24 protein-coding genes and 2 tRNA genes are annotated in these 24,366 nt (G+C 41.5%); all 26 read left to right on the top strand.

The annotated features are described in order from the left end of the window. Positions 1–7: 7 nt before the first annotated feature. The 26 genes from C4533_07500 (at position 8) to C4533_07375 (ending at position 24,245) form a co-directional block, all read left to right on the top strand. Positions 8–84 (top strand) — tRNA-Glu (locus C4533_07500). 77 nt (positions 85–161) lie between these two features. Next, positions 162–1,997 carry a glutamine--fructose-6-phosphate transaminase (isomerizing) gene (gene glmS / locus C4533_07495; protein ID RJP27303.1) on the top strand — a complete coding sequence of 612 codons (1,836 nt, stop codon included), beginning with the start codon at positions 162–164 and terminating at the stop codon, positions 1,995–1,997. Positions 1,998–2,057: 60 nt separating this feature from the next. Next, positions 2,058–2,711, top strand: a complete 654-nt coding sequence (rsmI, locus tag C4533_07490; protein ID RJP27302.1) for a 16S rRNA (cytidine(1402)-2'-O)-methyltransferase — start codon at positions 2,058–2,060, stop codon at positions 2,709–2,711. Between the two features lie 145 nt (positions 2,712–2,856). Further along, on the top strand, positions 2,857–5,946 hold the full coding sequence (locus C4533_07485; GenBank protein ID RJP27301.1) for a class I SAM-dependent methyltransferase: 3,090 nt from the start codon (positions 2,857–2,859) through the stop codon (positions 5,944–5,946). A 232-nt stretch (positions 5,947–6,178) separates the two neighbouring features. Then, positions 6,179–6,400 (top strand): hypothetical protein, encoded by a 222-nt coding sequence (locus tag C4533_07480; GenBank protein RJP27300.1) that lies wholly within the window; start codon positions 6,179–6,181, stop codon positions 6,398–6,400. Beyond that, positions 6,397–6,936, top strand: a complete 540-nt coding sequence (pyrR, locus tag C4533_07475; GenBank protein ID RJP27299.1) for a bifunctional pyr operon transcriptional regulator/uracil phosphoribosyltransferase PyrR — start codon at positions 6,397–6,399, stop codon at positions 6,934–6,936. Before C4533_07480 ends, pyrR begins: the two co-directional genes overlap by 4 nt. Before the next feature lie 4 nt (positions 6,937–6,940). Next, positions 6,941–7,888 carry an aspartate carbamoyltransferase catalytic subunit gene (locus C4533_07470; GenBank protein ID RJP27431.1) on the top strand — a complete coding sequence of 316 codons (948 nt, stop codon included), beginning with the start codon at positions 6,941–6,943 and terminating at the stop codon, positions 7,886–7,888. Beyond that, entirely contained in the window at positions 7,872–9,149 is a 1,278-nt protein-coding gene (locus tag C4533_07465; protein RJP27430.1) for a dihydroorotase, read from the top strand. The genes C4533_07470 and C4533_07465 overlap by 17 nt, the downstream gene beginning before the upstream one ends. Before the next feature lie 56 nt (positions 9,150–9,205). Continuing rightward, complete coding sequence (locus C4533_07460; GenBank protein ID RJP27298.1) at positions 9,206–10,441, top strand: DNA helicase UvrD; 1,236 nt, start codon at positions 9,206–9,208, stop codon at positions 10,439–10,441. A gap of 10 nt (positions 10,442–10,451) precedes the next feature. Then, positions 10,452–10,733, top strand: coding sequence for a hypothetical protein (locus C4533_07455; protein ID RJP27297.1), 282 nt, complete (start codon positions 10,452–10,454; stop codon positions 10,731–10,733). Positions 10,734–10,774: 41 nt separating this feature from the next. After that, a tRNA-Arg gene (locus tag C4533_07450) sits at positions 10,775–10,849 on the top strand. Between the two features lie 39 nt (positions 10,850–10,888). Further along, on the top strand, positions 10,889–11,341 hold the full coding sequence (locus tag C4533_07445; GenBank protein RJP27296.1) for a TIGR00725 family protein: 453 nt from the start codon (positions 10,889–10,891) through the stop codon (positions 11,339–11,341). A gap of 1 nt (position 11,342) precedes the next feature. Beyond that, complete coding sequence (locus tag C4533_07440; GenBank protein RJP27295.1) at positions 11,343–12,929, top strand: carbamoyl-phosphate synthase large subunit; 1,587 nt, start codon at positions 11,343–11,345, stop codon at positions 12,927–12,929. Beyond that, positions 12,892–13,296 (top strand): YjbQ family protein, encoded by a 405-nt coding sequence (locus C4533_07435; GenBank protein RJP27294.1) that lies wholly within the window; start codon positions 12,892–12,894, stop codon positions 13,294–13,296. The genes C4533_07440 and C4533_07435 overlap by 38 nt, the downstream gene beginning before the upstream one ends. 125 nt (positions 13,297–13,421) lie before the next feature. Beyond that, positions 13,422–14,222: a DNA-formamidopyrimidine glycosylase gene (gene mutM, locus C4533_07430; protein RJP27293.1), complete on the top strand. Its 801-nt coding sequence runs from the start codon at positions 13,422–13,424 to the stop codon at positions 14,220–14,222. After that, complete coding sequence (locus C4533_07425; GenBank protein RJP27292.1) at positions 14,210–15,121, top strand: dihydroorotate dehydrogenase electron transfer subunit; 912 nt, start codon at positions 14,210–14,212, stop codon at positions 15,119–15,121. Before mutM ends, C4533_07425 begins: the two co-directional genes overlap by 13 nt. A 14-nt stretch (positions 15,122–15,135) precedes the next feature. Continuing rightward, the gene (locus tag C4533_07420; protein RJP27291.1) at positions 15,136–15,495 is read left to right on the top strand and encodes a sulfite exporter TauE/SafE family protein; all 360 of its coding nucleotides are present in this window, start codon (positions 15,136–15,138) and stop codon (positions 15,493–15,495) included. A 2-nt stretch (positions 15,496–15,497) separates the two neighbouring features. Next, a complete protein-coding gene (locus C4533_07415) occupies positions 15,498–16,439 on the top strand; it encodes a dihydroorotate dehydrogenase (protein RJP27290.1) in 942 nt (313 codons plus the stop codon). Then, a complete protein-coding gene (locus C4533_07410) occupies positions 16,436–17,107 on the top strand; it encodes an orotidine-5'-phosphate decarboxylase (GenBank protein ID RJP27289.1) in 672 nt (223 codons plus the stop codon). The genes C4533_07415 and C4533_07410 overlap by 4 nt, the downstream gene beginning before the upstream one ends. Before the next feature lie 15 nt (positions 17,108–17,122). Next, positions 17,123–17,740: a hypothetical protein gene (locus C4533_07405; GenBank protein RJP27288.1), complete on the top strand. Its 618-nt coding sequence runs from the start codon at positions 17,123–17,125 to the stop codon at positions 17,738–17,740. Next, positions 17,740–18,294: a DUF2764 family protein gene (locus C4533_07400; GenBank protein RJP27287.1), complete on the top strand. Its 555-nt coding sequence runs from the start codon at positions 17,740–17,742 to the stop codon at positions 18,292–18,294. The genes C4533_07405 and C4533_07400 overlap by 1 nt, the downstream gene beginning before the upstream one ends. Positions 18,295–18,299: 5 nt before the next feature. After that, the gene (locus C4533_07395) at positions 18,300–20,063 is read left to right on the top strand and encodes a V-type ATP synthase subunit A (protein ID RJP27286.1); all 1,764 of its coding nucleotides are present in this window, start codon (positions 18,300–18,302) and stop codon (positions 20,061–20,063) included. Then, on the top strand, positions 20,056–21,348 hold the full coding sequence (locus C4533_07390) for a V-type ATP synthase subunit B (protein RJP27285.1): 1,293 nt from the start codon (positions 20,056–20,058) through the stop codon (positions 21,346–21,348). The genes C4533_07395 and C4533_07390 overlap by 8 nt, the downstream gene beginning before the upstream one ends. A 30-nt stretch (positions 21,349–21,378) precedes the next feature. After that, complete coding sequence (locus tag C4533_07385) at positions 21,379–21,996, top strand: V-type ATP synthase subunit D (GenBank protein RJP27284.1); 618 nt, start codon at positions 21,379–21,381, stop codon at positions 21,994–21,996. Next, a complete protein-coding gene (locus tag C4533_07380) occupies positions 21,993–23,780 on the top strand; it encodes a hypothetical protein (GenBank protein ID RJP27283.1) in 1,788 nt (595 codons plus the stop codon). The genes C4533_07385 and C4533_07380 overlap by 4 nt, the downstream gene beginning before the upstream one ends. A gap of 12 nt (positions 23,781–23,792) precedes the next feature. Continuing rightward, positions 23,793–24,245, top strand: a complete 453-nt coding sequence (locus tag C4533_07375) for a V-type ATP synthase subunit K (protein ID RJP27282.1) — start codon at positions 23,793–23,795, stop codon at positions 24,243–24,245. Positions 24,246–24,366 lie beyond the last annotated feature (121 nt).

Genomic DNA, 24,366 nt, shown 5'->3' with positions numbered 1-24,366 from the left:
AAAATTTGTCCCCATCGTCTAGCCTGGTCAGGACAAGAGCTTTTCAAGCTCTCGGCCGGGGTTCAAATCCCCGTGGGGACACTAAAATAATCTTCAATATCCAGGCGTGAAAGCCAAAGTTATCACGCTTAGAACCGGTCCGATAAAACATCAGGTGATATATGTGCGGAATAATAGGGTATGTTGGCCAGAAACAGGCACAGCCAATATTACTAAATGGCTTAAAGCGCTTAGAATATAGAGGTTATGATTCCAGTGGGATAGCGATACTCTCTCCTGCCAGCAACTGTATCCGGATTAAAAAAACCCCAGGTAAAATTAAAAACCTTGAGAATATTATCAGCCAACATCCTTTGCCAGGAAGGGTCGGCATAGCCCATACAAGGTGGGCAACGCATGGCGCACCCACAAAGATTAATGCTCATCCCCATAGTGACTGCGGTAATAAGATCGCCATTGTCCATAACGGCATAATTGAGAATCATGCTTTGTTAAGAACCATGCTATGTAAGGAAGGCCATCATTTTTCCAGCGAAACCGATACAGAAGCCATCGTGCATCTTGTTGAAAAATTTTATAAATCTATGCCCTTAGAAGAAGCCGTAAGGAAAGCGCTTGGTAATATAGTTGGTTCTTTTGCTATAGCGGTTATTTCTGAAAAAGAACCTGGTAAAATAATCGGGGCGCGATTAGGCAGCCCTCTGGTTGTCGGCATTGGTAAAGACGAGAACTTTTTGGCATCTGACGTCCCGGCTATTCTGGATAAGGTCAAGGATATAATATTTTTGAATGACAATGAGATGGTTATTTTAGAGGATGATAAATATGCCATTAAGGGGTTGGATGGCAAGCTAAAGCAGGCCAAGGTTATAAGGATAAACTGGAGTATTGATCAGGCCCAGAAGCAGGGGTATAAACATTTTATGCTTAAGGAGATCAATGAGCAACCGCATATTGTTGAAGACTTGATTGACTCCAGGATCGATCACGGCTCGGGAATAGTTTTTGAAGAGATGAAGATACCAGCCGAGAAATTTAAAAATATAAAGAATATTAATATTGTCGCCTGCGGAACCGCATATCATGCCGGAATAGTAGGTAAATATATAATCGAATCATTATGTGCAATACCTGTTAATGTGGATGTTTCTAGCGAGTTCCGCTACAGGGACCTGCTTATTGATAAAGATTCTCTGGTTATTGCTATAAGCCAATCCGGTGAAACAGCTGATACTTTAGCAGGTATAAGGGAGGCCAAGAACCGTGGCGCCAGTATTTTATCTATATGCAATGTCCTGGGATCTACATTAACCAGGGAGTCCGACGGCGTAATATATACCCATGCTGGTCCCGAAATAGGCGTGGCTTCTACAAAAGCATATATTGCGCAGCTAGTAATTTTATACTTGCTGGCTTTTTATATCGCTGACAAAAGAAGGACTCTGAGTAAGCCGCAGATAGAAAGGCATGTTGAAAAATTAAGACAAATACCCAGGATGCAGAGAGCAATATTATCCAGGCAGGATAAAATTGCGCGCATAGCTAAAAAGAATTCGAACTTCGGTTCATTCTTGTTCTTGGGGCGGAGTTTTAATTACCCTTCTGCGCTTGAAGGCGCGTTAAAATTAAAAGAAATTTCTTATATACCTGCCGAAGGCTATGCTGCCGGTGAAATGAAACATGGGCCAATTGCCTTGATTGATGAATATAGGGCTGTTGTCTGTATAACTCCGGCGTCTAAAGTCTACGATAAGATGGTATCAAATATACAGGAAATTTTAAGCCGCCGGGGTAAGGTAATAGCTATCGCCAGCGCAGGCGACAATCAGATAGGCAAAATGACTAAAGACGTGGTATTGGTTCCGAAAACAGAAGAGCTTTTTTCTCCCCTTACCGTAGCACTACCTTTACAATTATTGGCTTATCATATAGCTGCAAAGCGCGGCTGCGATGTAGACCAACCACGTAATTTAGCCAAGTCTGTAACGGTAGAATAACAATCATTTGTAGCCCGGATAATAATAATCCGGCTCTATTTATCTAGCCAAGGATAAGATATGTTGTATGTTGTTTCTACCCCAATAGGCAATCTGGCTGATGTAAGTTTTAGGGCCATCGAAGTGTTAAAATCTGTAGATTTGATTGCTTGCGAAGATACCAGACATACCAAAATCCTCCTTGATCAATATCATATCCTTACTCCGACCACAAGCTATTTTGAGCACAACAAACTTATTAAGGGCCAATATTTGCTGAGGGTTTTAAAAGAAGGAAAGGATGTAGCTCTAGTCTCTGATGCAGGTACTCCCGGCATCCTTGACCCGGGCTATAATATAATAAATCTGGCGATCGAAAATAATATTAACGTTACCGTTATTCCCGGACCCACCGCTTTTATTAATGCTTTAGTCCTGTCCGGCAAGCCAGCGCACAGTTTTATATTCGAAGGATTTCTGCCGAATAAAAGTATTTCCCGGCACAACCGCCTTAAAGAGTTATCGGGCCTTAAGCGAACTGTAATATTTTATGAATCTTGCCACAGGATACTTGCCACTATTAAAGATGTCCATGAAATATTTGGTGATAAGCATATAGTGGTAGCCAGAGAACTCACCAAGAAATTTGAAGAGATTATAAGGGGCTCTCCAGAATACATATTGAGCCATTTCAAACAAAATAAACCCCGCGGAGAATTCGTGGTTGTTATTTGAAAGCGTTTTCTCTGAAGATTAATTAATTGTTGTATTATATCTTTAAATCATTTATATTTAATATAATGGCTGATGAACACCCCTTTTATGGTCTTGGGAGCATAAATTCTCCGAGTAAGAAATGAAGCCTTAGCTATTTTAATATATGCAGATACGAGGCAAAAATAAAAAAATCATTATAATTTTAATCGCCCTTGTTTTTATCTATAGCCAATTAGGGCTTGCGCAGATTTTGCCTCAAGTAGATTTCTCTGGGATTATATCAGGTCTGCGCAACTCTTTATCTCAAGAATCATTCCGCCCAGCCAGCCTGCGCTATCTTGAATATGACAGCGCGACTAATAATTTCAAGGTTTTTATCGATAAGGGGGATGAGCAGGATTTAAGCAGTAATTCCGTAGAAAACATACTTCAATTTTTCTTTATTGCATTAAGCCTGCCCAAAGAGTCTTTTTGGGTTAATCTCCGCCCCGATGCCAGCCAGGTCACAATAGACGACAACCTCGCAAAGACAGATTTCGGAAAAGTGCTTTTAGAGGCAGACCTACAGCTTAAGAAAGATACGGCTAAATATACTTCTCCAGCAACGAAAACAGGCAGACAATACTGGGATAAGCTTTATAAAAAAGCAGGAGAGATTTTTGGAAACCAAAATTTAAATATCCCGACCCTGGCCAGGCCCTGGATTGTGCCGGACGAGATAATCATACGCCAGGCGGGCAATAATGCTTATATTTATAAGGCTTCTTTAAAAGTCATGCTGGAACAAGATTTCCTTAAAGACTCAGACAACTATAAATTTGACGATCCAAAACTCAAGGCTTTAAATGAATATGCATCTGAACTGATGCGCCAGTTTATAATCCCGGAATTGATAAAAGATGTAAATACAGCCAAAAGATACTCTTTACTTCGTCGGGTATATAACTCTTTGATATTAGCCCAGTGGTTCAAGGCAAGATATGCGGGAAGCAGCAGTTTTTATCCGGCATTAGTAGACAAAGGCAACCTCACAGGATTGACTTCTGAAAAAGCATGGGATAGCGCTTATTACTTTAATGAATATAAGAAATCTTTTGAATCAGGCGAATATAACTTAAAGGAACCCGTATTTACGGCATATGGACAAAGTGTGAGGACATATTTTTCCGGGGGCATAGCGCTTAATAATGTTGTTTTTATGGCCCCCTCAGAACAGGTTCTTGGCACCACGACGTTAGCAGAAGATACAAAGATGCGTATAATTGATGCAGCTACGCCACAGACGTTGCCATTTGCCGATTATCTTATAGCCGCAGAGGCTGTACCCGTAAGCCTAGACCGACTGGATCCTTTTAAAGTCACAATTAATATTGTTCAGTCTCCCGAGATTGATGCCCAAGGAATTGCTGACGGCGTTTCTTCCCCTGTGAGTGATCTGGCGTTTGATAGCTCGCTGAGGTTTTATGAGGAAGGCATTGCCAGAATTACAGATGATTTTCCAGCAGGCGCAAGATCCTTATTGCTTAGCGGTATCGAAAGAATATCAGCAATAAACAAGGCTTATTATGAATTGTTGCAGTCTTTTAATGAATGGTCAAAATCCCGGCCGACTTATATTTATCCTTTAAGAGGCCTGGACCTTATTGTGGATGCGGTCGGCCAAACCCAGGCTATTAATGACGACCTAACAGACCTAAGCATACCGGGGATGTTGAACCTTAAGGTGGCGGCATTAGACCTGGATACATCTCAAATAGAGCGCATCAGTAGAGCAGGTGCTTTGGATAAAAGACAGGATGCTTTGAATAGTGCCAGCTATCGCAACCTGCTTATAGACGGGAGAGAAAATCCTTACGTACTCATACTTAAGGGTTTTAATAGATTTGCAGGGCAGGGGAATCAAGACAGGGCCCGGGAGATTTTAGAGTATTTATTTACTCAGGTATTGCGCGAAGGCGACAAAGTGCTTATTTTAGATAAGAGCGACCTGCCATTAGAGAGCATTGCTGAAAGTTCTGGATTTGTGCGTTTGCCGGTAAGCAGGGATTCGTTAACGCCTAGGGAAGATATATTTATAAAATATGGCGAAAAAACACTATTGTTCCCAACCGCTTTTGTAGTATTAGAAAAGAAAGCGTCCAGCCCGATGGAGATTATCCGGCGGGTTAGAGGTAAGGCCAGCCGTTATTACGGTTCTTGGCCGGCCGAAATCAGGGAAAAATTTGAACAAGGGGTTATTGATTACGACACAATGGGCGCATTATCAATGACTACGGATCTAGCCCTTAACGATGAAGAAGAAAGGGCATTATGGCAGGTATTCCATGCGCAGAATCCGGATCTAAGCGACAGAGGCAGGCTTCCCGAAGACATTTTTAGTACAATTGATAATAGGCTGACAGAAAAGGGCGGTAATAAAGTCAGGGTGCTGGAGATAGGCTCCGGCCCGCATGCTGTTGCCTCGGGAAAGCTCAAAGAAAAATACGGGGATAGTATAGAATCTTTTGCTATAGATTTAGGCCTGGCTAATTCTGGGATGCAGAATGGTGTTTTTGTAGCAGCCGCCGATGTTAAGCACCTGCCTTTTGCCTCAGGCTATTTTGATGTTATATTTGAATCCGGAGTATTGGTTTATTTTAGGGATCAAGATAAATTCAGGCAGGCCATAGGTGAAATTGAGCGCGTATTAAACCCGGATAGCGGTAAATTAATCGTTGAGGAGAAGCTCTTTGCCGGCGAAGACGGTATAGAGAACCAGGTTATAGTGGAAGAGTTCCCTTCGTTTACGAGCAGGTATATTGATGCTGCTTCGGACTGGACTGTATTAACAAAGAATGTCCAGCCTTCTCCCGCAACTATAGATTTTACTTCTTCCAGCCCGATAGAAGACGCTAATGATTATAATATAGGAGGTATTGATTTTAGGAATTTGCCGATAACAATATCCGAATATAAGCAGAGCCGGAATACCAATAACAGAGTATATTATAAAAAAGATAAAGAGTCTCAGCAATTGGAAGACATGATTAACGGGGGTATTATCCCGTCTGTCCAGAGGATAAAAGATTACATTTTGGCAAGTGCAAAAAGGGGAGAGTTCGCCGCAGGCAGAAGCAATGCCATAAATTGTATAGCGCAGATAATGCGGCTTCAGGAGTCAAAAGGTATTCCTTCGGCGCAGGAATTGAATGATCTGTTAAGCTTACTTGAGTCAGAAAATGCTGAAACGCAGCTGCAGAATACAATTGAGTAATTGATTTTAATGGGGGGCGTTTCCTTCCAGGTTTATCAGCCGGAAGAACAAGTATCCTAAACAAAAACGCCCCTTTTTGTAAATCCAAAACCCCAATCACCAAATCCACGAACAATGAACTAAGAACTACGAATTAATTTATTGTCTTGACATTGCCTTATGTGCATGGTATATTTAATAAAATAAATACTGACCTTTAAGCCGGCTCTGAGAAGCTGGCAAGGTAAATAAAATGGGAAAAATAATTAAAAATAAAAAAAGATACCCTTGGAATAGGCAAAAAGCCAGCCAAGGGTTTTTTGTTGCAGAAAGCAACACATGCCTTGCCAAAAATGATTGGCAAGTATGCGCTTTCTGCGCCACCGGCAATCCTGCCCAGCAGGGGCGTACTTGGCAATCCTTTATGCCAAGGTGCTTTTACGCCGGGTGTTATAATACAGAAAAGATAGCATGAAAGAAAAAGCTAAAATATTAGATAAAGAAAGCATTTCCCGGACAATTATCCGTATTGCGCATGAAATCACAGAAAAAAACAGCGGTACTCAGGGTTTATGCATTATTGGGATAAGAAATCGCGGAGCATACCTGGCCGAGAGGGTAGCCGCCCAGATAAAAATGATAGACAGGGCTCCGGTGTCATTAGGGGTATTGGATATCACCCTTTACCGTGATGACCTTACCCTGGTTGCTTCGCAGCCTTTGGTGCATAAAACATCGATAGATTTCGATATAACGGATAAAGATGTTGTGCTTGTGGATGATGTTTTGTATACCGGCAGGACGGTACGCGCAGCGCTTGATGCATTAATAGACTTTGGCAGGCCCAGGTCAATACAGCTTGCGGTATTGGTAGACCGCGGCCACAGAGAATTGCCGATAAGGGCTGATTATGTCGGTAAAAACATCCCTACTTCGCGCAAGGAAACTGTTGAGGTGCACTTGGAAGAGGTAGACGGCAAGGACGAAGTAGTTATTGTGGAAAAGGAATGAATCTATGGTTTGGACAAAGAAAGATTTGTTAGGATTAGAATATTTAAGCAGAGAAGAAATTGAACTTATTTTAAGCACGGCAGATTCGTTTAAAGAGGTTTCAACCAGAGAGATCAAGAAAGTCCCTGCTTTAAGAGGCAAGACCGTAGTTAATTTGTTTTATGAACCTTCTACCCGTACAAGGGTTTCATTCGAAGTAGCCGCAAAAAGACTATCCGCAGATGTGATAAATATTGCCACCGAGACATCCAGCGTCCGTAAAGGAGAAACGCTTATAGATACCGGGAAAAACATACAGGCATTAAATGCAGATATAATAGTGATGCGGCATAATTGTTCGGGTGCAGCACATATGCTTGCCCGTAGCCTTGATATCAGTGTTGTTAATGGAGGCGATGGCTGGCATGAGCATCCGACCCAGGCCTTGCTGGATATATTTACTTTAAAGGAAAAACTAGGGCGAATAGAAGGTTTAAATGTGAGTATAGTCGGCGATATCGCGCACTCAAGAGTGGCAAGGTCAAATATATGGGGGCTCACTAAACTCGGGGGGAACGTAACAGTCTGCGCGCCAAAGATGCTGATACCTGACGGGATAGAAAAGATGGGCGTCAAGATCACGAATAATATAGAATCCGCCCTTAAAAATGCAGATGCCGTAAATGTCCTGCGCATGCAGTTTGAGCGCGATGAAAAAGACGCCTTTCCAAAACAGCTTGAATATTTCAGGGAGTTCGGTATAACAAAAGAGAGATTAAATAAAAGCGCAAAGAAGATAATTGTTATGCATCCCGGGCCAATTAATAGGGGGATAGAGATGTCCAGCGATGTTGCGGACGGAGATAATTCAGTTATTTTAGAGCAGGTGACTAACGGCATAGCGGTAAGAATGGCGGTGTTATTTTTGGTTGCCCAGGCCAATGAAAGGCGAAAAAATGAAACTGTTGATTAAGGACGCAAGAATTATAAGTCCTGCCGATAAACTTGACCAGATAGCAGATATCCTTATCGACGGCTCAAAGATTTTAAAAATCGGGAAAAATATCAAGGCAGGCGCGCCCAAAATTATCGATGCTGCCAATAAAATAGCGGTGCCCGGCCTTATCGATATGCATGTCCACCTAAGGGAGCCCGGCAGAGAAGATAAGGAAACAGTGCAAAGCGGTACACTGGCAGCAGCCAAGGGCGGGGTAACTTCAGTATTAGCCATGCCCAATACTGATCCGGCTATGGACTCAGCCGGCAATATAAAATTGCTTAAAGACATAATTCAGAAAACTGCCAATGTAAATGTGTTTATTTGCGGAGCTATTACCAAAGAACGAAAAGGCAAAGAGCTTGTGGATATCGCGGCACTAAAAAAAAGCGGAGCTTTAGCTATTTCTGAAGACGGCAATTCAGTCGATGACGATAATGTTATGTTCAGCGCTTTTAAGGCTGCAAAAAAAGCCGGAGTCCCGGTGATATGCCATTGCGAAGACTTAAGCCTTTCTGCGGGAGGAGTCATTAACGCGGGTTTTTATTCGACAAAGCTCGGGTTAAGAGGCATTTCGAGGGAATCGGAATATAAAAGAGTCAGCAGGGATATAAATTTAGCTAAGAAAAGCGGCTCCCATATTCATATTGCCCATGTGAGCTCTAAAGAATCTATTGAGTTAATCGCTGAGGCCAAAAAAACTGGCGTCAACATTACAGCAGAAACAGCGCCGCACTATTTTACTTTGGATGAAAGCGCGGTGGAGGGTTTTGATACAAACATGAAGATGAACCCGCCATTACGCAGAAAAGAAGACCTTCTTGCATTAAGGGGAGCTTTAAAGGAAGGTATAATAGACATTATCGCTTCGGACCACGCTCCCCATACAGAAAATGAAAAAGAGATCGAATTTGAGCGGGCTGCTTTTGGCGTTATCGGCCTTGAGACCTTATTAGCCGTTTCCTATACTGAATTGGTAAAAACCAAGATTTTAGACTGGCCGCAGTTATTAATGAAATTAACCGTTAACCCAGCCAGGGTTTTGGGGCTAAAAAAAGGCCTTGTAAAAGAGGGAGAAGATGCAGATATCGCTATAGTATCTCCTGAAACAGAATGGGTTGTTGAAAAAGAATTTTTCCTGTCAAAATCAAAAAATTCCCCGTTTATTAACAAAAAGTTATTTGGGTTGGTTGAATACACTATTTGCAAGGGCAGCATTGTTTATTCAAAGGGCTAATACCTGTTTAAGCGGTTGAATATTGTTTTTAATTCTGATATGATTATAAGAAAGTCATGGAATTTATAGCTGATTTTCATATTCATTCAAAATACTCCCGTGCCACGTCAAGAGATATGGATATCGAGCATATTAGCCAGTGGGCTAAGCTTAAAGGTATAGCCTTGATGGGTACAGGAGATTTTACTCATCATTTGTGGCTTGAGGAGCTTAAAGGCAAGCTCGAGGATTTGGGCAATGGGCTTTTTATACACAAGGGAATACATTTTATACTCACGTCAGAAGTAAGCAGCATTTATTCAAAGAAGGGTAAGACTTACAGGATACACAACCTTATAATTTCACCGTCTTTTAAAACAACAGATAAGATAAACTCTGCCTTGGGCAAAAGAGGCAATATTGCCAGTGACGGCCGCCCGATATTAGGCATAGACGCAAGGGACTTGGCCGAGATAGTTTTTGATATAGACGAAAGCTGTATGATCGTGCCGGGACATATCTGGACCCCATGGTTTTCTCTTTTTGGATCGATGTCTGGGTTTGACCGTATAGAGGATTGTTTTGAGGACCAGACAGGCAAAATATTCGCATTGGAAACAGGCCTTTCCAGCGACCCGGCGATGAATTGGAGGCTGAGCGCATTAGATCCATTTACCCTTATTTCTAATAGCGATTCCCATTCTCCTTCAAAAATCGGGCGCGAGGCGAATGTCTTTGATTGCGGCCTTAGCTATCAGGAGATAAGGGACACGTTAAAAAATAAAGACAAGAAAAAGCTTTTATACACTATTGAATTTTTCCCCGAAGAAGGAAAGTATCATTTCGACGGCCATAGATTGTGTGATGTAAGGCTTTCTCCCGAAGAAACGAGGAAGAATAAGGGCAAATGCCCTAAATGCGGAAAGCAGGTAACAGTAGGTGTTATGAACAGGGTTGAGCAGCTTGCAGATAGGCCGCTTGGATATGTGCCTGAGAATTCTATCCCATATAAAAATCTTATCCCTCTGGATGAGATTATAGCAGAAACGAAAAATGTCTCTAAAACATCACAAGCTGTAGAAAAGGAATTTATGGGTATTATTTCCAAATTCGGCAGCGAATTCAATGTATTATTAAAGGCAAGCACCCAGGAGCTTAAAGAAAGGTTGCCCGGCCGTATCTCTGAGGGGATAATCCGGATGCGTGAGGGCAAGGTCAATGTTAAAGCCGGTTTTGACGGAGAGTATGGAGTAATAAAAGTTTTTAACCAGGAACATAAAGAAAAAGACGAAGAACAACTGAGTTTATTCTAGCAACCAGATAATGAGATTTACTTACACCAATATCCATTTTAAGAAACATGAGCAGGAAAATTGGCTGCTTATTACAGGTGAGATTACCAATGATTCAGGGAAGAATTTTAGCTCTGTGGTTTTCCGAATCGTAGTATTTATTGGTAACGTCCCGGTAGGTACTGCCATGCTCAAGATAAAGAATTTTCCAGTAGGCAAAACCAAGACTTTTGAAGCCAGATTGGGTGAATTAAGCTTTCAAATAGTCCCGCAGATTTCTCGCTACGATATTTACGCAGAGAGCGCTTATTGAAATAATTCTGCAGCTAGATTTGTCGTTTTGGCAAGTATTGAGCGCCTGTAGCGCAACGGATAGCGCAATGGCCTCCGGAGCCATGTGTGGCCGTTCGATTCGGCCCAGGCGCACGAGCTTAAAAGAGCTGAAAGCTTAACACAAGGAATAAGCATATGCAAAAAAAGGTTATCGCGGTAATAGGTGGGCACAAAAGTAATAGCAGGGTGGAGTGTTTAGCCCTTAATTTAGGTAAAAATTTGGCTAAAGTGGTTGATATTTTGGTTTCTGGCGGCTTAAGTGGAGTAATGGAAGCAGTTAATAAGGGATTCAAAGAGGGAAATGGTATAACTATAGGTATTATACCGAGTTACAAAAAGAACGACGCTAACAAATTCATAGATATTGTTATACCTACAGGGTTAGGCTTAGCCAGAAATGTATTAGTAGTTAAGAGTGCGGATATTGTGATAGCTCTTCCCGGGGAAGCAGGGACTTTATCGGAAATAGCCTATTGTTTACAGTTCGGCATTCCTGTAATCAGCCTCGGCTCTTGGGATATACCCGGAGTTATAAGCGTTGATAGTATAACTCAGGCAATATCAGAGGTTAAGAAAAGGTTAAAATGATATGAAAGAGAAGAGAGTTATTATTTTAGGCGGAGGCCCTAATAGAATTGGTCAGGGTATTGAATTTGATTATTGTTGTTGCCATGCTGCTTTTGCGCTCAAAGAAGAGGGCATAAAAAGCATAATGGTCAATTGCAATCCCGAAACAGTATCTACGGATTACGATACATCAGATAAGCTCTACTTTGAGCCGCTGACCTTTGAGGATATATCCAATATCATTGAGATTGAAAAGCCTATGGGTGTAATCGTCCAGTTCGGAGGGCAAACCCCTTTAAATTTAGCTGTTTCTTTGAGAGAATCGGGCGTGAATTTACTTGGTACCAGCGCAGATAGTATAGATATAGCTGAGGATAGGAAGCGATTTCAGCAGATGTTAAAAAAATTGGGCATCGTGCAGCCGGAGAACGGAACAGCATTTAATTTTATTGAGGCAAGGGAAGTGGCGCGTAAAATAGGCTATCCTGTTCTGGTAAGGCCATCATACGTATTGGGCGGTCGTGCAATGGAAATTGTATACGAAGAAAGCACGTTAGAGGTGTTTATAAAAGAAGCGGCCAAGGTTTCCGGTGAGCACCCCATACTTATAGATAAATTCTTAGAGGATGCGCTTGAGGTTGATGTTGACTTGATCGGTGACGGGAAGGATTTTGTTATCGGCGGAATAATGGAGCATATAGAAGAAGCGGGTATCCATTCAGGTGATTCTGCGATGGCCATCCCATCATTTAGCCTGTCACCGTCTGTGTTAAGCCAAATCCGTGAAGCTACATATAAGATGGCAAAAGAATTAAAAATAGTAGGCCTGATGAATGTGCAATATGCCGTTAAAGATTCAAAGGTTTTTGTCCTGGAGGTAAATCCCCGCGCATCCAGGACGGTGCCTTTTGTCTCCAAGGCGATAGGTATTCCTTTAGCTAAGCTGGCTACAAAAATTATGGTTGGTTCTTCATTAAAAGATATGGGCTTTACTAAAGAAATTATCCCGAGGCATGTAGCAGTAAAAGAATCGGTATTCCCTTTTAACCGTTTCCCTGGAGTTGATATTGCTTTGGGCCCGGAAATGAAGTCAACAGGCGAAGTTATGGGCATAGATAATGATTTTGGAAGCGCTTATATTAAAAGTCAGCTTGCCGCAGGCCAGAACCTTCCGGGTAAAGGGAATGTCTTTATTTCAGTCAGGGATAAAGATAAAACTGCGATAGTCCCCATTGCCAGAAAATTAAAGATACTCGGATTTAATATATTTGCTACCATCGGGACAGCTCAAATATTGAAACGGGGCGGTATTGCCGTGAAGGTGCTTTACAAAATAGCTGAAGGCAGGCCAAATATATTGGACTTGATGAAAGACAATAAAATACAGCTTGTAATAAATACGCCTTCCGGAAGAATGCCGAGAAAAGACGAGGTAAAAATCAGATCGCATGTCATTCATTATAATATTGCTTATACCACTACAATATCAGGCGCTCAGGCCACAGTAAACGGTATAGAGACGATACTCAATAAGAAGCTGGGCGTGAAATCGTTGCAGGGTTACCATCGGGATGCAAAAGTTGGAAAAACTAAGCATAAAAACAAATAAAAGATTTGAGCTGCTAGATATTACCGAGCGAATCAAGAGAATCGTAGCGGTAAGCAGGGTTAAAGAAGGTATTTGTTTTATTTTTTGCCCCCATACAACTGCGGGGCTTACTATTAATGAAAATGCCGATCCTTCTGCCAGGAAAGATATCATAAGCTTACTCAGTAAACTTATACCCGAGGATTATCCTTATGAGCACGCAGAGGGTAATTCTGACAGTCATATAAGGTCGTCACTGCTGGGGGCATCATTAAGTATTTTTATCACCGGCGGAGAGATGGCTTTAGGTGCATGGCAGGGGATATATTTTTGTGAAAGTGATGGCCCGCGATCAAGAGAGGTATGGGTTAAGGTAGTTCATTGTTGATAGTTCATAGAAATAGATTAGAGTATTTAGACACAAAGTCACACGTCACAAAGACACAAAAAAGGTTTAAATTTATAGATCTTGGTTCATTGTTTATGGGTATTTGTTAAGCCAGCTGGAGAAAAATGCCTGAATTGCCGGAAGTAGAGACAATCAAAAATGATTTAGAGAAAACTCTTTTAGGCAAAAGAATTAAAGAGGTATGCGTACATCACCCTTTAGTGATCCGTTATCCATCGGTGGAAGAATTTAAAAAAGGCATAGAAAATACAGTAATCAGAAATATAATACGTAAAGCAAAGCTTTTAATCCTGGAACTGTCTAATGGAAAATTTTTGACGATCCATCTGAAAATGACCGGCCAGCTGGTTTATCCCGGCGGAGGAAAGAAAAGCAGGGTCAGCTTTAATTTATCAGATGGCACCGTTCTTGATTTTAACGATCAAAGGTTATTTGCTGAATTAAGGCTGCTTGATGATTGGCATAAGCTAAGTTACATTAAAGAATTAGGTCCGGAGCCATTTGATTTGACTCTCACCCAGTTTAAGGATATGCTCGCTAAAAAAAAGACTAAAATCAAACCGCTGCTTATGGATCAAAAATTCATTTCCGGCATAGGTAACCTTTATGCCGCAGAAAGCCTATTTCTTGCTAAAATAAATCCGAGTAAACCGGCAATGGCCCTAATTGATAAAGAAAAGGCAGAGCTTTTTTATGCTGTCAAAAGGGTCTTGTCCGATGCAATAAAACACGGGGGCTCATCAGTAGATGATTATGTGCGGCTTTCAGGGAAACCCGGTAATTATGTGCGGTATCATAAGGTGTATGGCAGAGAAGGCAAGCCATGTTTTATCTGTAAGTCTCCGGTTAAAAGAATCGTTTTGGGGGGCAGGGGTACTTATTTCTGCGCAAAATGCCAAAAATAAAAATGACGGAACGAGTTTTCCAAACAGAGGCCAGAGTATTATCTAATAAACATATCGCGTTAAATTATTACAAAATCGTCTTTAGTTGTGTTTCTATCGCAAAATATGCCCGGCCGGGACATTTTGTGCAAGTAATGATTAGCGGCAAGGAAGAGGCTTTTTTAAGAAGGCCTTTTAGTATACACAAGGCGGGCAACGGAAACTTTACTATCCTTTATGAGGCCTTAGGCAAAGGTACAGGGTTGTTATCCCAAATCAAAAGCGGTGCAAGAATTAATATTATCGGCCCGTTGGGTAATGGATTTGAATATCAGCCGTCAGCTATAAGTCGTCAGCTATCAGCCGTCAGCTATCAGCCGACAGTCATTGTCGCCGGAGGAATGGGTACTGCGCCGTTACTATTTCTTGCGGAAAAGATAACAGGTCATAAAGTCACAAAGTCATCCTTCGACTTGGTTCGACTTCGCTCACCACAAGTCGCTCAGGACTCCCTTCGGTCGCAAAGACATAGAGTATTAGTGTTGATTGGGGCAAAGTCAAAAAATCAAATATTATGCGAGGATGAGTTTAAGAAGCTGGGTTGCGTTGTTAAGATTGCTACCGATGACGGCTCAAGAGGGTTTAAAGGAAAAGCTACAGAGTTATTAGAGTATATTTTGCGCAATACGCAATACGCAATACGCAATACAAAAATATATGCCTGCGGCCCAAAGCCTATGTTAAAAGAGATAAGCAGGATTTCATCCGGCATGAATATATCGGCGCAGGTCTCAATGGAAGAGCATATGGCTTGCGGTATCGGGGCCTGCTTGGGTTGCGTTGTTGATACTAAAACAGGGTATAGGCGGGTTTGTAAAGACGGCCCTGTTTTTAATGCCGAAGAATTAATTTGGAAGTAGCTCAAGGAGGGTTTATGTTACAGGTATTTTATGTTATATTAGGGCTTGTAGCAGGGGTATTAGGCGGTATGTTTGGTATAGGTGGAGGTTCGATACTTATACCCGCGTTAATATTCTTTTTTGGGTTGACACAACATCAGGCGCAAGGGACAACTTTGGCCATAATGGTGCCGCCGATAGGCTTGTTAGCTGCGCTGCGTTATTATTATAGCGGCAATGTGAAACTTGGCATGGCCATGTTTATTTGTATAGGATTCATTATCGGAGGGCTCATTGGAGCAAGTCTTGTGCAGAACATACCAGAGCAAATGCTTAAAAGGCTTTTTGGTTTATTCTTGTTAGCTATTTCTTTACGTATGATTTTTATTAAGTAAATATGAAGACAGACCTTCGCATAAACATAGGAAAACTTAAATTAAAGAACCCGGTTATGGTGGCATCGGGCACTTTCGGTTATGCCGAGGAATTCGAGGGATTTATGGACCTTAGCAGGCTCGGGGCTATCGTTACAAAAACAATTACGTTAAAGCCCCGTAAAGGGAACCCTGCTCCCCGGACTTGCGAGACTCCATCGGGATTATTGAATTCTATAGGGCTGGAAAATCCGGGCGTTGATGCCTTTATTAAGGATAAACTTAAATACCTGCTTAGCACCGGTGCCCCGGTTATTGTAAGCATTGCTTCGGAAAAAGATGCTTCAGAGTTTGTCGAATTAGCTTCGTTGCTCGACAAAGTAAAAGAGATATCCGCAATAGAGTTGAACATATCTTGCCCTAATATTAAGAAGGAATCAAGGAATCAAGGGGCAGAAGGGTTAAGTCTTATCAGTCAGGATGCGCGCGCTACTTATGAATTAGTTAAGGCTGTGCGTAGAAAAACGAGAAAGGTAATAATTACCAAGCTTTCTCCGAATGTTACTTGTATTTCTGATATAGCTAGGGCTGCCGAAAGCGCAGGCAGTGATGCCATCTCTTTGATTAACACATTATCAGGTATGTGTATTAATATAAATACCCGTAGGCCAAAGATAGCCTCTGTTACAGGGGGTTTAAGCGGCCCTGCAATCAGGCCTATTGCTGTAAGGATGGCCTGGGAGGTATTCAATAACATAAAACTTCCCATTATAGGCATGGGTGGTATAATGAATACTTCAGATGCCCTTGAATTTATTGTTGCTGGGGCAACCGCAGTAAGCATAGGGACAGCCAACTTTGTTTATCCCGATACGGCAATAAAAATAATTTCCGGCTTAGAAGAATATCTGTCGAAAAACAAGATAAAAACAGTTAGATCTATTATAGGAGGGCTTGAAGTTTGAAGACCGATTTAATTCTCGCTTTAGATTTGGATAGCTATGAAGAGGCAAAAAAATGGGTCAACAAACTTTACCCTACGGTAAAGATTTTCAAAGTAGGCATACAATTGTTTACTTCTTGCGGGCCTAAAATAATAGATTTTATTAACAAGAAAGGTGGTCAGGTTTTTCTTGACCTTAAATTTTTTGATATTCCTAACACCGTTGCAAACGCGGTAAAAGAGGCAGTCAGATTAAATGTAAAAATGATTACTTTGCATATATCAGGCGGCCAGGAAATGCTTAGGTCAGCGGTTAAGGCAGCTAGCCAAGAGGCCGCAGCCATCAAAAAAAAGCGCCCATTGATTATAGGAGTTACGGTTCTGACCAGCAAGGACACTAAATTAAGCGGCGTTTTAGCCTTAGCGAAAATTGGCATTGAAAGCGGCCTGGATGGCGTTGTTTGTTCTGCCAGGGAAGCAGCTTTCTTAAGGGAAAATATCAAAAGGGTTTTTCTTATAGTTACCCCGGGGATAAGGCCTGAAGGCGTATCTGCTAATGATCAAAAGAGGGTGGCTACAGCAAGCCAAGCACGAAAAGCAGGAAGTAATTATATAGTTGTAGGCCGGCCGATTCTAAAAGCAGAGAATCCATTAGATATGGCTAAACGGCTATTAAAAGAACTTAATTAGAGAGGCGGGAGGAATATGCCGGAAGATATCAAAGGTTTGATACAGAAAATACAGGAAGAAGGGATAAAGGCTGCCCAGGATAAGGCAAGAAAGATAGAAGAAGAGGCAGCCTTAAAAGCGAGCGGTATTGTTGCAGAAGCCAGGAAGGAAGCTGAGCGGCTTATCAAGCAGGCAAAAGATAATATTGCCAGGGAAGAAGAAAGCAGTAAAGCCATGCTCTCCCAGGCAGGAAGAGATTTTATTATTACCTTAAAGAGAGAGGTTAATAATATCCTGGATAGGATTATTGATTTACAGGTTAAGGAAGCCTTAACTCCCCAAGAATTAGGTAATATGATGAACAGCATAATAAAAGGTTGCAATAAGTCTTCCAAGGAGGACATAATAATATCTGTGAGCAAGGCCGATATAGAGAAGCTAAGTGATACTTTCTTGGCTAAACTTAAAAATGAGGCCAAAAGAGAGATAGTCCTTAAACAATCTCAGGAGATATCAGCAGGGTTCATAATAAGCTTTGATTCGGGTAAATCACATTTTGATTTTACTGATAAAGCTTTAGCAGAATTTATTGGTTCGCAAATTAAGCCGAAATTAAAAGAAATTCTAGAGCCGATAGCTTCCAAGAAGGGATAATGCCAAGTTATTATATATATTTAATCTCGAGCTTACCCTTGCTGCAATTTGGGATGCGAGCACCGTTTACCCCTGAAAAATTCATTGGGTTGTGTTCCGAAATGATAGGCTCAGGCGATTTGGAAATAATAAAAAGTATCTTTAGTGAAAAGGAAGAAGCCTATTCATTAACGCAGCCCACAATAAAATATTGGTACAGATTTAATAATGGATTAAGAAATGAGTTGGTAAAGATACGGGCAAGCCGTAAGCATGTGCCAGCGGATAAATATTTGCGGCCAGATTTAGAATATGATGTTGAGCTTGCGCATATTGCTATGAATATCCACAGGATACCTTCTCTGATTGAGGCTGAAAGGGCTTTAGATAACGAAAAATGGCGGTATTTGGAAGGATTGGCGCAAGGGCATTATTTTGATATTGATGTACTTATTGTTTATGCGTATAAGCTTCTAATATTAAATCGCTGGGATCATATCGGACAAGTTAATAAAGAGAGCGCTCTAAAGAGCATATCTGAAATAAATAAAGGCTGGATGGATAGGAGAGAATAGCAAAAATGAGTTCTTTAAGGGCAGGCAAAATCGTCAAGATAAACGGCAACATGGTTACTGTGGAAGCGGAAAGTTTTGTGATACAGAATGAAGTAGCTTATATTATACATGGCGACCAAAGGTTAAAGGCAGAGGTAATTAGGGTGCGCGGCAAGCTCGCTGAAACTCAGGTTTATGAGAATACTGTTGATTTAAAGGTCGGAGAAGTAGCTGAATTCACCGGCGAGCTGCTTTCGGTTGAACTCGGGCCGGGATTGCTGGGCCAGATATTCGATGGCCTGCAAAACCCACTTCCCGAACTGGCAAAAGAGTGCGGATTTTTTCTTAAGCGCGGAGTTTATCTGCAGCCTCTTAACCCTGATTCAAAATGGGATTTTCAGCCCTTGGTTAAAGAAAAAGCCAAGGTACGCGCAGGAGATAAAATAGGTTTTGTTACAGAGAATATCTTTAAGCATTTTGTAATGGTTCCTTTTGGTTTATCCGGTATTTTTGAGGTAGAAAGAATATCAAGCCCGGGGAGTTACAGCCTTAAAGATAGCATTGCTTCTATAAAAGATTCAAACGGCAATACACACGAAGTTTTTCTCAAGCAGACCTGGCCGGTTAAGGTGCCTATAAAAGCTTATGCCGAGAAATTGAAGCCGGAGGAACCACTTATAACTAAAATGAGGATAATTGATTCTTTATTTCCGGTAGCCAAAGGAGGTACTTATTGCATCCCCGGGCCTTTTGGTGCGGGCAAGACCGTTCTCCAACAGCTGACCAGCAGACATGCTGAGGTTGATGTTGTAATTATAGCTGCATGCGGAGAGAGGGCCGGCGAAGTAGTAGAAACGCTAAAGACTTTTCCTGAGTTGATCGACCCAAAGACTTCCAGGCCATTGATGGAAAGAACAGTGATTATTTGCAACACCAGCTCTATGCCTGTTGCTGCAAGAGAGTCAAGTGTTTATACCGCAGCCACAATAGCTGAATATTACCGTCAGATGGGCTTAAACGTTTTACTGTTAGCTGATTCTACTTCCAGATGGGCTCAGGCAATGCGCGAGATGTCCGGAAGATTAGAGGAGATCCCCGGAGAAGAGGCGTTTCCTGCGTATCTTGAGTCCAGGATAGCTTCTTTTTACGAAAGGGCAGGCTTTGTCAGGCTTAATGACGGCTCCCTCGGATCTGTAACCATAGGCGGGACAGTCAGTCCTGCAGGAGGAAATTTTGAAGAGCCGGTTACTCAGGCGACATTAAAGGTCGTAGGCGCTTTTCACGGTTTATCGCGCGAGCGTTCTAACGCCAGGAAGTACCCTTCTATCGATCCCCTGATAAGCTGGAGCAAATACCCAAGCTTTATCAATGAAAAACATAATAAAAAAGGCCATGCTATATTACGTAAAAGTAACGATGTATCGCAAATGATGAAAGTTATCGGAGAAGAAGGGACGTCTGTGGCTGATTATATAGATTACCTAAAAGGAGATTTTTTTGATTTTGTTTACCTGCAACAAAATGCTTTTGATGAGGTGGATGAAGCGACTATCACCGAAAGGCAGAAGTTCATATTTGAATTTATTTATAATAATATACTTGAAAGAGAAATTAGGTTTGCCGACAAAGATAATGCTTTGCAGTTTTTCCATAAGCTTAGGCAAAAATTCAAAACCTGGAATTCTGCCAGCTGGCAATCCGAGGGCTTTAAAAGGACACAGGCAGAAATCGAAGAGTTATTAAATGAGGCGAGTTTAGATAGGAAAGAGAAAGATAAAACCAATGCGTAAAGTACATACAAATATTATACAAATATCAGGGGATGTTATTACTGTTGAGGCCGATAATGTTGGTTATATGGAAATCGCCGAAGTTACCACCAGATACGGGATATCACTTGCGCAGGTAATAAGGATCGACAACAATAAAGTGTATCTGCAGGTTTTTGCCGGAAGCAAAGGAATATCTACGGGAGATAAAGTGAGGTTTTTCGGCCATCCAATGCGTATAACAAGCGGCGATGCGCTTTTGGGAAGAATTTTTAATGGAAGCGGCCAGCCCCTGGATAAAGGGCCCGCACTTGGCGATAACCAGGTTGAAATAGGCAGCCCTTCAGTAAACCCGGTAAAAAGGATTATCCCGAATAAGATGATCCGTACCGGTATCCCCATGATTGATGTATTCAACTCTCTTGTTGAATCTCAGAAGCTGCCCATATTTTCAATTGCCGGAGAACCCTATAATGAGCTTCTTGCCAGGATAGCAGTACAGGCGGAGGTCGATATAATAATTCTCGGGGGTATGGGTTTAAAATTTGATAGTTATTTATTTTTCAGAGATAAACTGCAGGAACAGGGAGCTCTATCGCGCTCAATATTTTTTATACATACTGCAGCAGACCCTACCGTAGAATGCTTATTGGTCCCGGATATAAGCCTGGCAGTAGCTGAGCAATTTGCTCTTTCAGGCAAGAGAGTCTTGGTTTTACTGACTGATATGACTAATTTTGCGGATGCACTTAAAGAAATTTCGATTACGATGGAACAGGTGCCTTCTAACCGCGGTTACCCAGGAGACCTGTATAGTCAACTGGCGGCAAGATATGAAAAGGCCGTTGATTTTGATACGGCAGGCTCAATAACTATACTTGCCGTGACTACTATGCCTGGCGATGATGTCACGCATCCTGTCCCTGATAACACAGGATATATTACCGAAGGCCAGTTTTATTTAAAGAATAGAGTAATCGAGCCTTTCGGTTCTTTAAGTCGCCTTAAACAGCAGGTCAATGGCAAGACGCGCCCTGATCATAGGACGATAATGGATACAATGATTCAGCTTTTTGCCAGCTACCGTGAGGCGCTTGAGAAACGGGCTATGGGTTTCCAGATGAGTGGCTGGGATAATAAACTTTTAAAATACGGTGATTTATTTGAGAAGGAAATGATGTCTCTAGAGGTCAATATCCCTCTTGAGAAGGCTTTGGATAAGGGTTGGCAGATACTATCAGCTTGTTTTACCCCGGAAGAGACCGGCATAAAACAGTCTGTGATAGAACAGTATTGGCCGAAATAGTTCATAGCTCGAGGTTCATAGTTCATAAATATGGGGAAGATAAAGCTTACTAAAGGGGAATTAAAGAGGCAAAGAGATGCTCTAAGGCAATACGAAAGATATCTGCCCACGTTACAGCTAAAGAAGCAACAGCTGCAGATGGAAATATTGCGCCAGCTATCCTTAAAAGACCAGGCTGATAAACACAGGGAGAAGAAGCTTAAGAGCATATTTGTCTGGGCAGGGCTTTTGGCCGAACCACAGGTAAACATAAAAGAGCTATTCGCTTTCGAAAAAACCGTGACCTCCATACATAATATAGCAGGTGTAGATATCCCGGTTTTTGAAAAGGCTGAATTTAAAGAGACGGAATATGATCTTTTCACGACACCTTTATGGGTAGATAATGCAATTGAGGCGCTTAAGGAATTGATTTCTCTCCAGGCAGAAATCAACATTATTGATAAAGGCATAAATATACTAAAGCACGAATTGCGTGTGACGACCCAAAGGGTTAATCTCTTTGAGAAAGTTAAGATACCCGAATCAGAAGAGGCAATAAGATTGATTAAGATATATCTTGGGGACCAAATGACAAATGCAGTTGGCAGGAGCAAAATGGCCAAACGTAAAATAGAAAACCTGATTTTATCCGAGGTTGCCGCATGATTGTCCCGATGAAAAAAATATTTGTTTTTGTGCAGTCAAAAGATGCATCCAGCGCCACACTGCACTTAAGAAAGCTTGGGGCGGTGCATATTGAGCATCAGCAGGTTCCCCACGGGCAAGAGATACAGGGGTTAAACGACGATATTCTCTCTGTGAACAGTGTATTGGCAATATTATCGAGTCCGGAATTCTCTAAAGTTTGTTCGCCCGGCAAACCAAAATTTGATCAGGATTGGCGTTTTCTTGTAAAACATATAATCGACTTAAATAACAGGCTTGAACAGCTGGAGGAATATTCTCACCACTTAAAGAATAGAATAACACAATGGCAGCTATGGGGCGATTTTGATCCTGAAGAAATTAAACTTTTGTCAAACTCCGGTATTTTTGTAAGCCTGTATCAAATACCGGCCAAAGAGTTTGAGTCGATAAATAGCCAAGAGTTCATATTGAAAAAAGTATCTGTAACCGGAGGTTTAATTAATTGCATAGTCATAAGTAAAGGCAGAAAAGCAGAAATACCTTTTAAAGAGTTAGCTCTGCCATCAATGGGGTTAAGCAAAATGCAGAAGCGGCTATACGAAGACGGTCGCTTGATGAGCATTATCAAGGATGATATTTGCAGATATTCTGTTTATATAGATAAATTAAAAGCTGTAAGGTCTGCAATAGAGAGGGATTTGGAATTTCATAATACTCTTAGAGGCATGGGGCAGGACGGAGATATTATGTATCTAAGCGGTTATCTTCCTTATGATGCTGAATCCAATCTGTATAATTTAAGCAGGCAAGAAAAATGGGGCTTGATGATAAAAGACCCGGGCCAAGATGATATGGTCCCTACTTTGATACGTAATCCAAGATGGGTTTCGATTATAAGCCCTTTATTTAAGGTTGTTGAAGTTATCCCCGGGTATAGGGAACTGGATATCAGTATGTGGTTCCTGGTATTTTTTTCCATATTCTTTGGTATGCTTATCGGAGATGCGGGATACGGGCTGGTATTTTTTATTATCACCGTTATTTTTAACAGGAAATTCGCGCATAAAACAAACGCGTCGCTTTTTATTTTATTTTATATTTTGAGCTTATGTGCTATTATCTGGGGTGTTTTGACCGGTACGTTTTTTGGCCAGGAATGGCTTACGCAAGCTATCAAGCCTTTGCTGCCGGCTTTAAGGGAAGATAAAAACGTCCAGGCTTTTTGTTTTCTTTTAGGAGCTGTGCACTTAAGCATAGCCCATGCCTGGCGGGCGGCAGTAAAAGCGCCTTCTCTGAGCATGCTGGCTGATATAGGCTGGATTCTAATATTGTGGTCAGCGTTTTTCCTGGCAAAATTGCTTATTTTAGCAGAAGTTTTCCCCGGTTTTGTGAAATGGATGATAATCGCAGGTTGTGCGCTGGTAATTTTATTCTCTAATCCACAGAAGAATATATTAAAAAGCATCGCATCCGGGCTTGGAAATTTATTATTAAACCTGATAAATAACTTTACGGACATAGTTTCTTATATCCGTCTTTTTGCCGTAGGCCTGGCAACTGTTGCTGTTGCTGATTCTTTTAATAAAATGGCAATGGGTATAGGATTCGGAAGTTTCCTTTCCGGAATATTAACGGTTTTGATTATATTGGTAGGCCACGTTCTTAATATTGTATTAGGCCCGATGTCTATACTAGTCCATGGCGTAAGATTGAATGTTTTGGAATTCTGCAGCCATTTAGATATTAAATGGAGCGGTTTCAGCTATAGTCCTTTCCGGGAAGAACCGGGAATTTTAAAATAAAGGAGAAATAATATGGAAGCAAACATTTTGTCTCAATTCAAAGATTTAGGTTTAGCAGCTGTCTTGGCTTTTTCAGCTATGGGTTCAGCTCTCGGGACAGGCGTTGCCGGTATGGCAGCGGCAGGGGCATGGAAAAAGGCTTTTGCTCAGAATAAAGCCGCTTCTTTTATGTTAGTAGCTTTTGTAGGAGCTCCTCTGACCCAGACGATATACGGCATGATAGTTATGAACAAAATGGCAGAGCTTGCCCTCAAGGGAAATTATCTCTGGGGTGTTGGTATTTTTTGCGGTATTGCTATGGGGCTTTCAGCTTATATGCAGGGTAAAGCCGGAGCAGTTGCAGCTGATGCTATGGGTGAAACAGGCAAAGGTTTTGGTAATTATATTGTCGTTTTGGGTATTATTGAAACAGTAGCATTGTTTGTTATGGCTTTTGTAATGGGTTTACTTGGTAAACTTGCTTAATAAGAATTAATATTTTTAATTCGGGCGCTTAGCTCAGTGCCGACGTTCACAAAGTACGTGAAGTCGGCATCCCGACCGAATGCAAATGAGCGTCGGGACTGGTTATATGTTTTGGTATAGG

This window comes from Candidatus Omnitrophota bacterium (genome assembly GCA_003598025.1).
Classification (GTDB): domain Bacteria; phylum Omnitrophota; class Gorgyraeia; order Gygaellales; family Profunditerraquicolaceae; genus Profunditerraquicola.
This window is presented reverse-complemented; position numbering and strand designations above follow the sequence as displayed.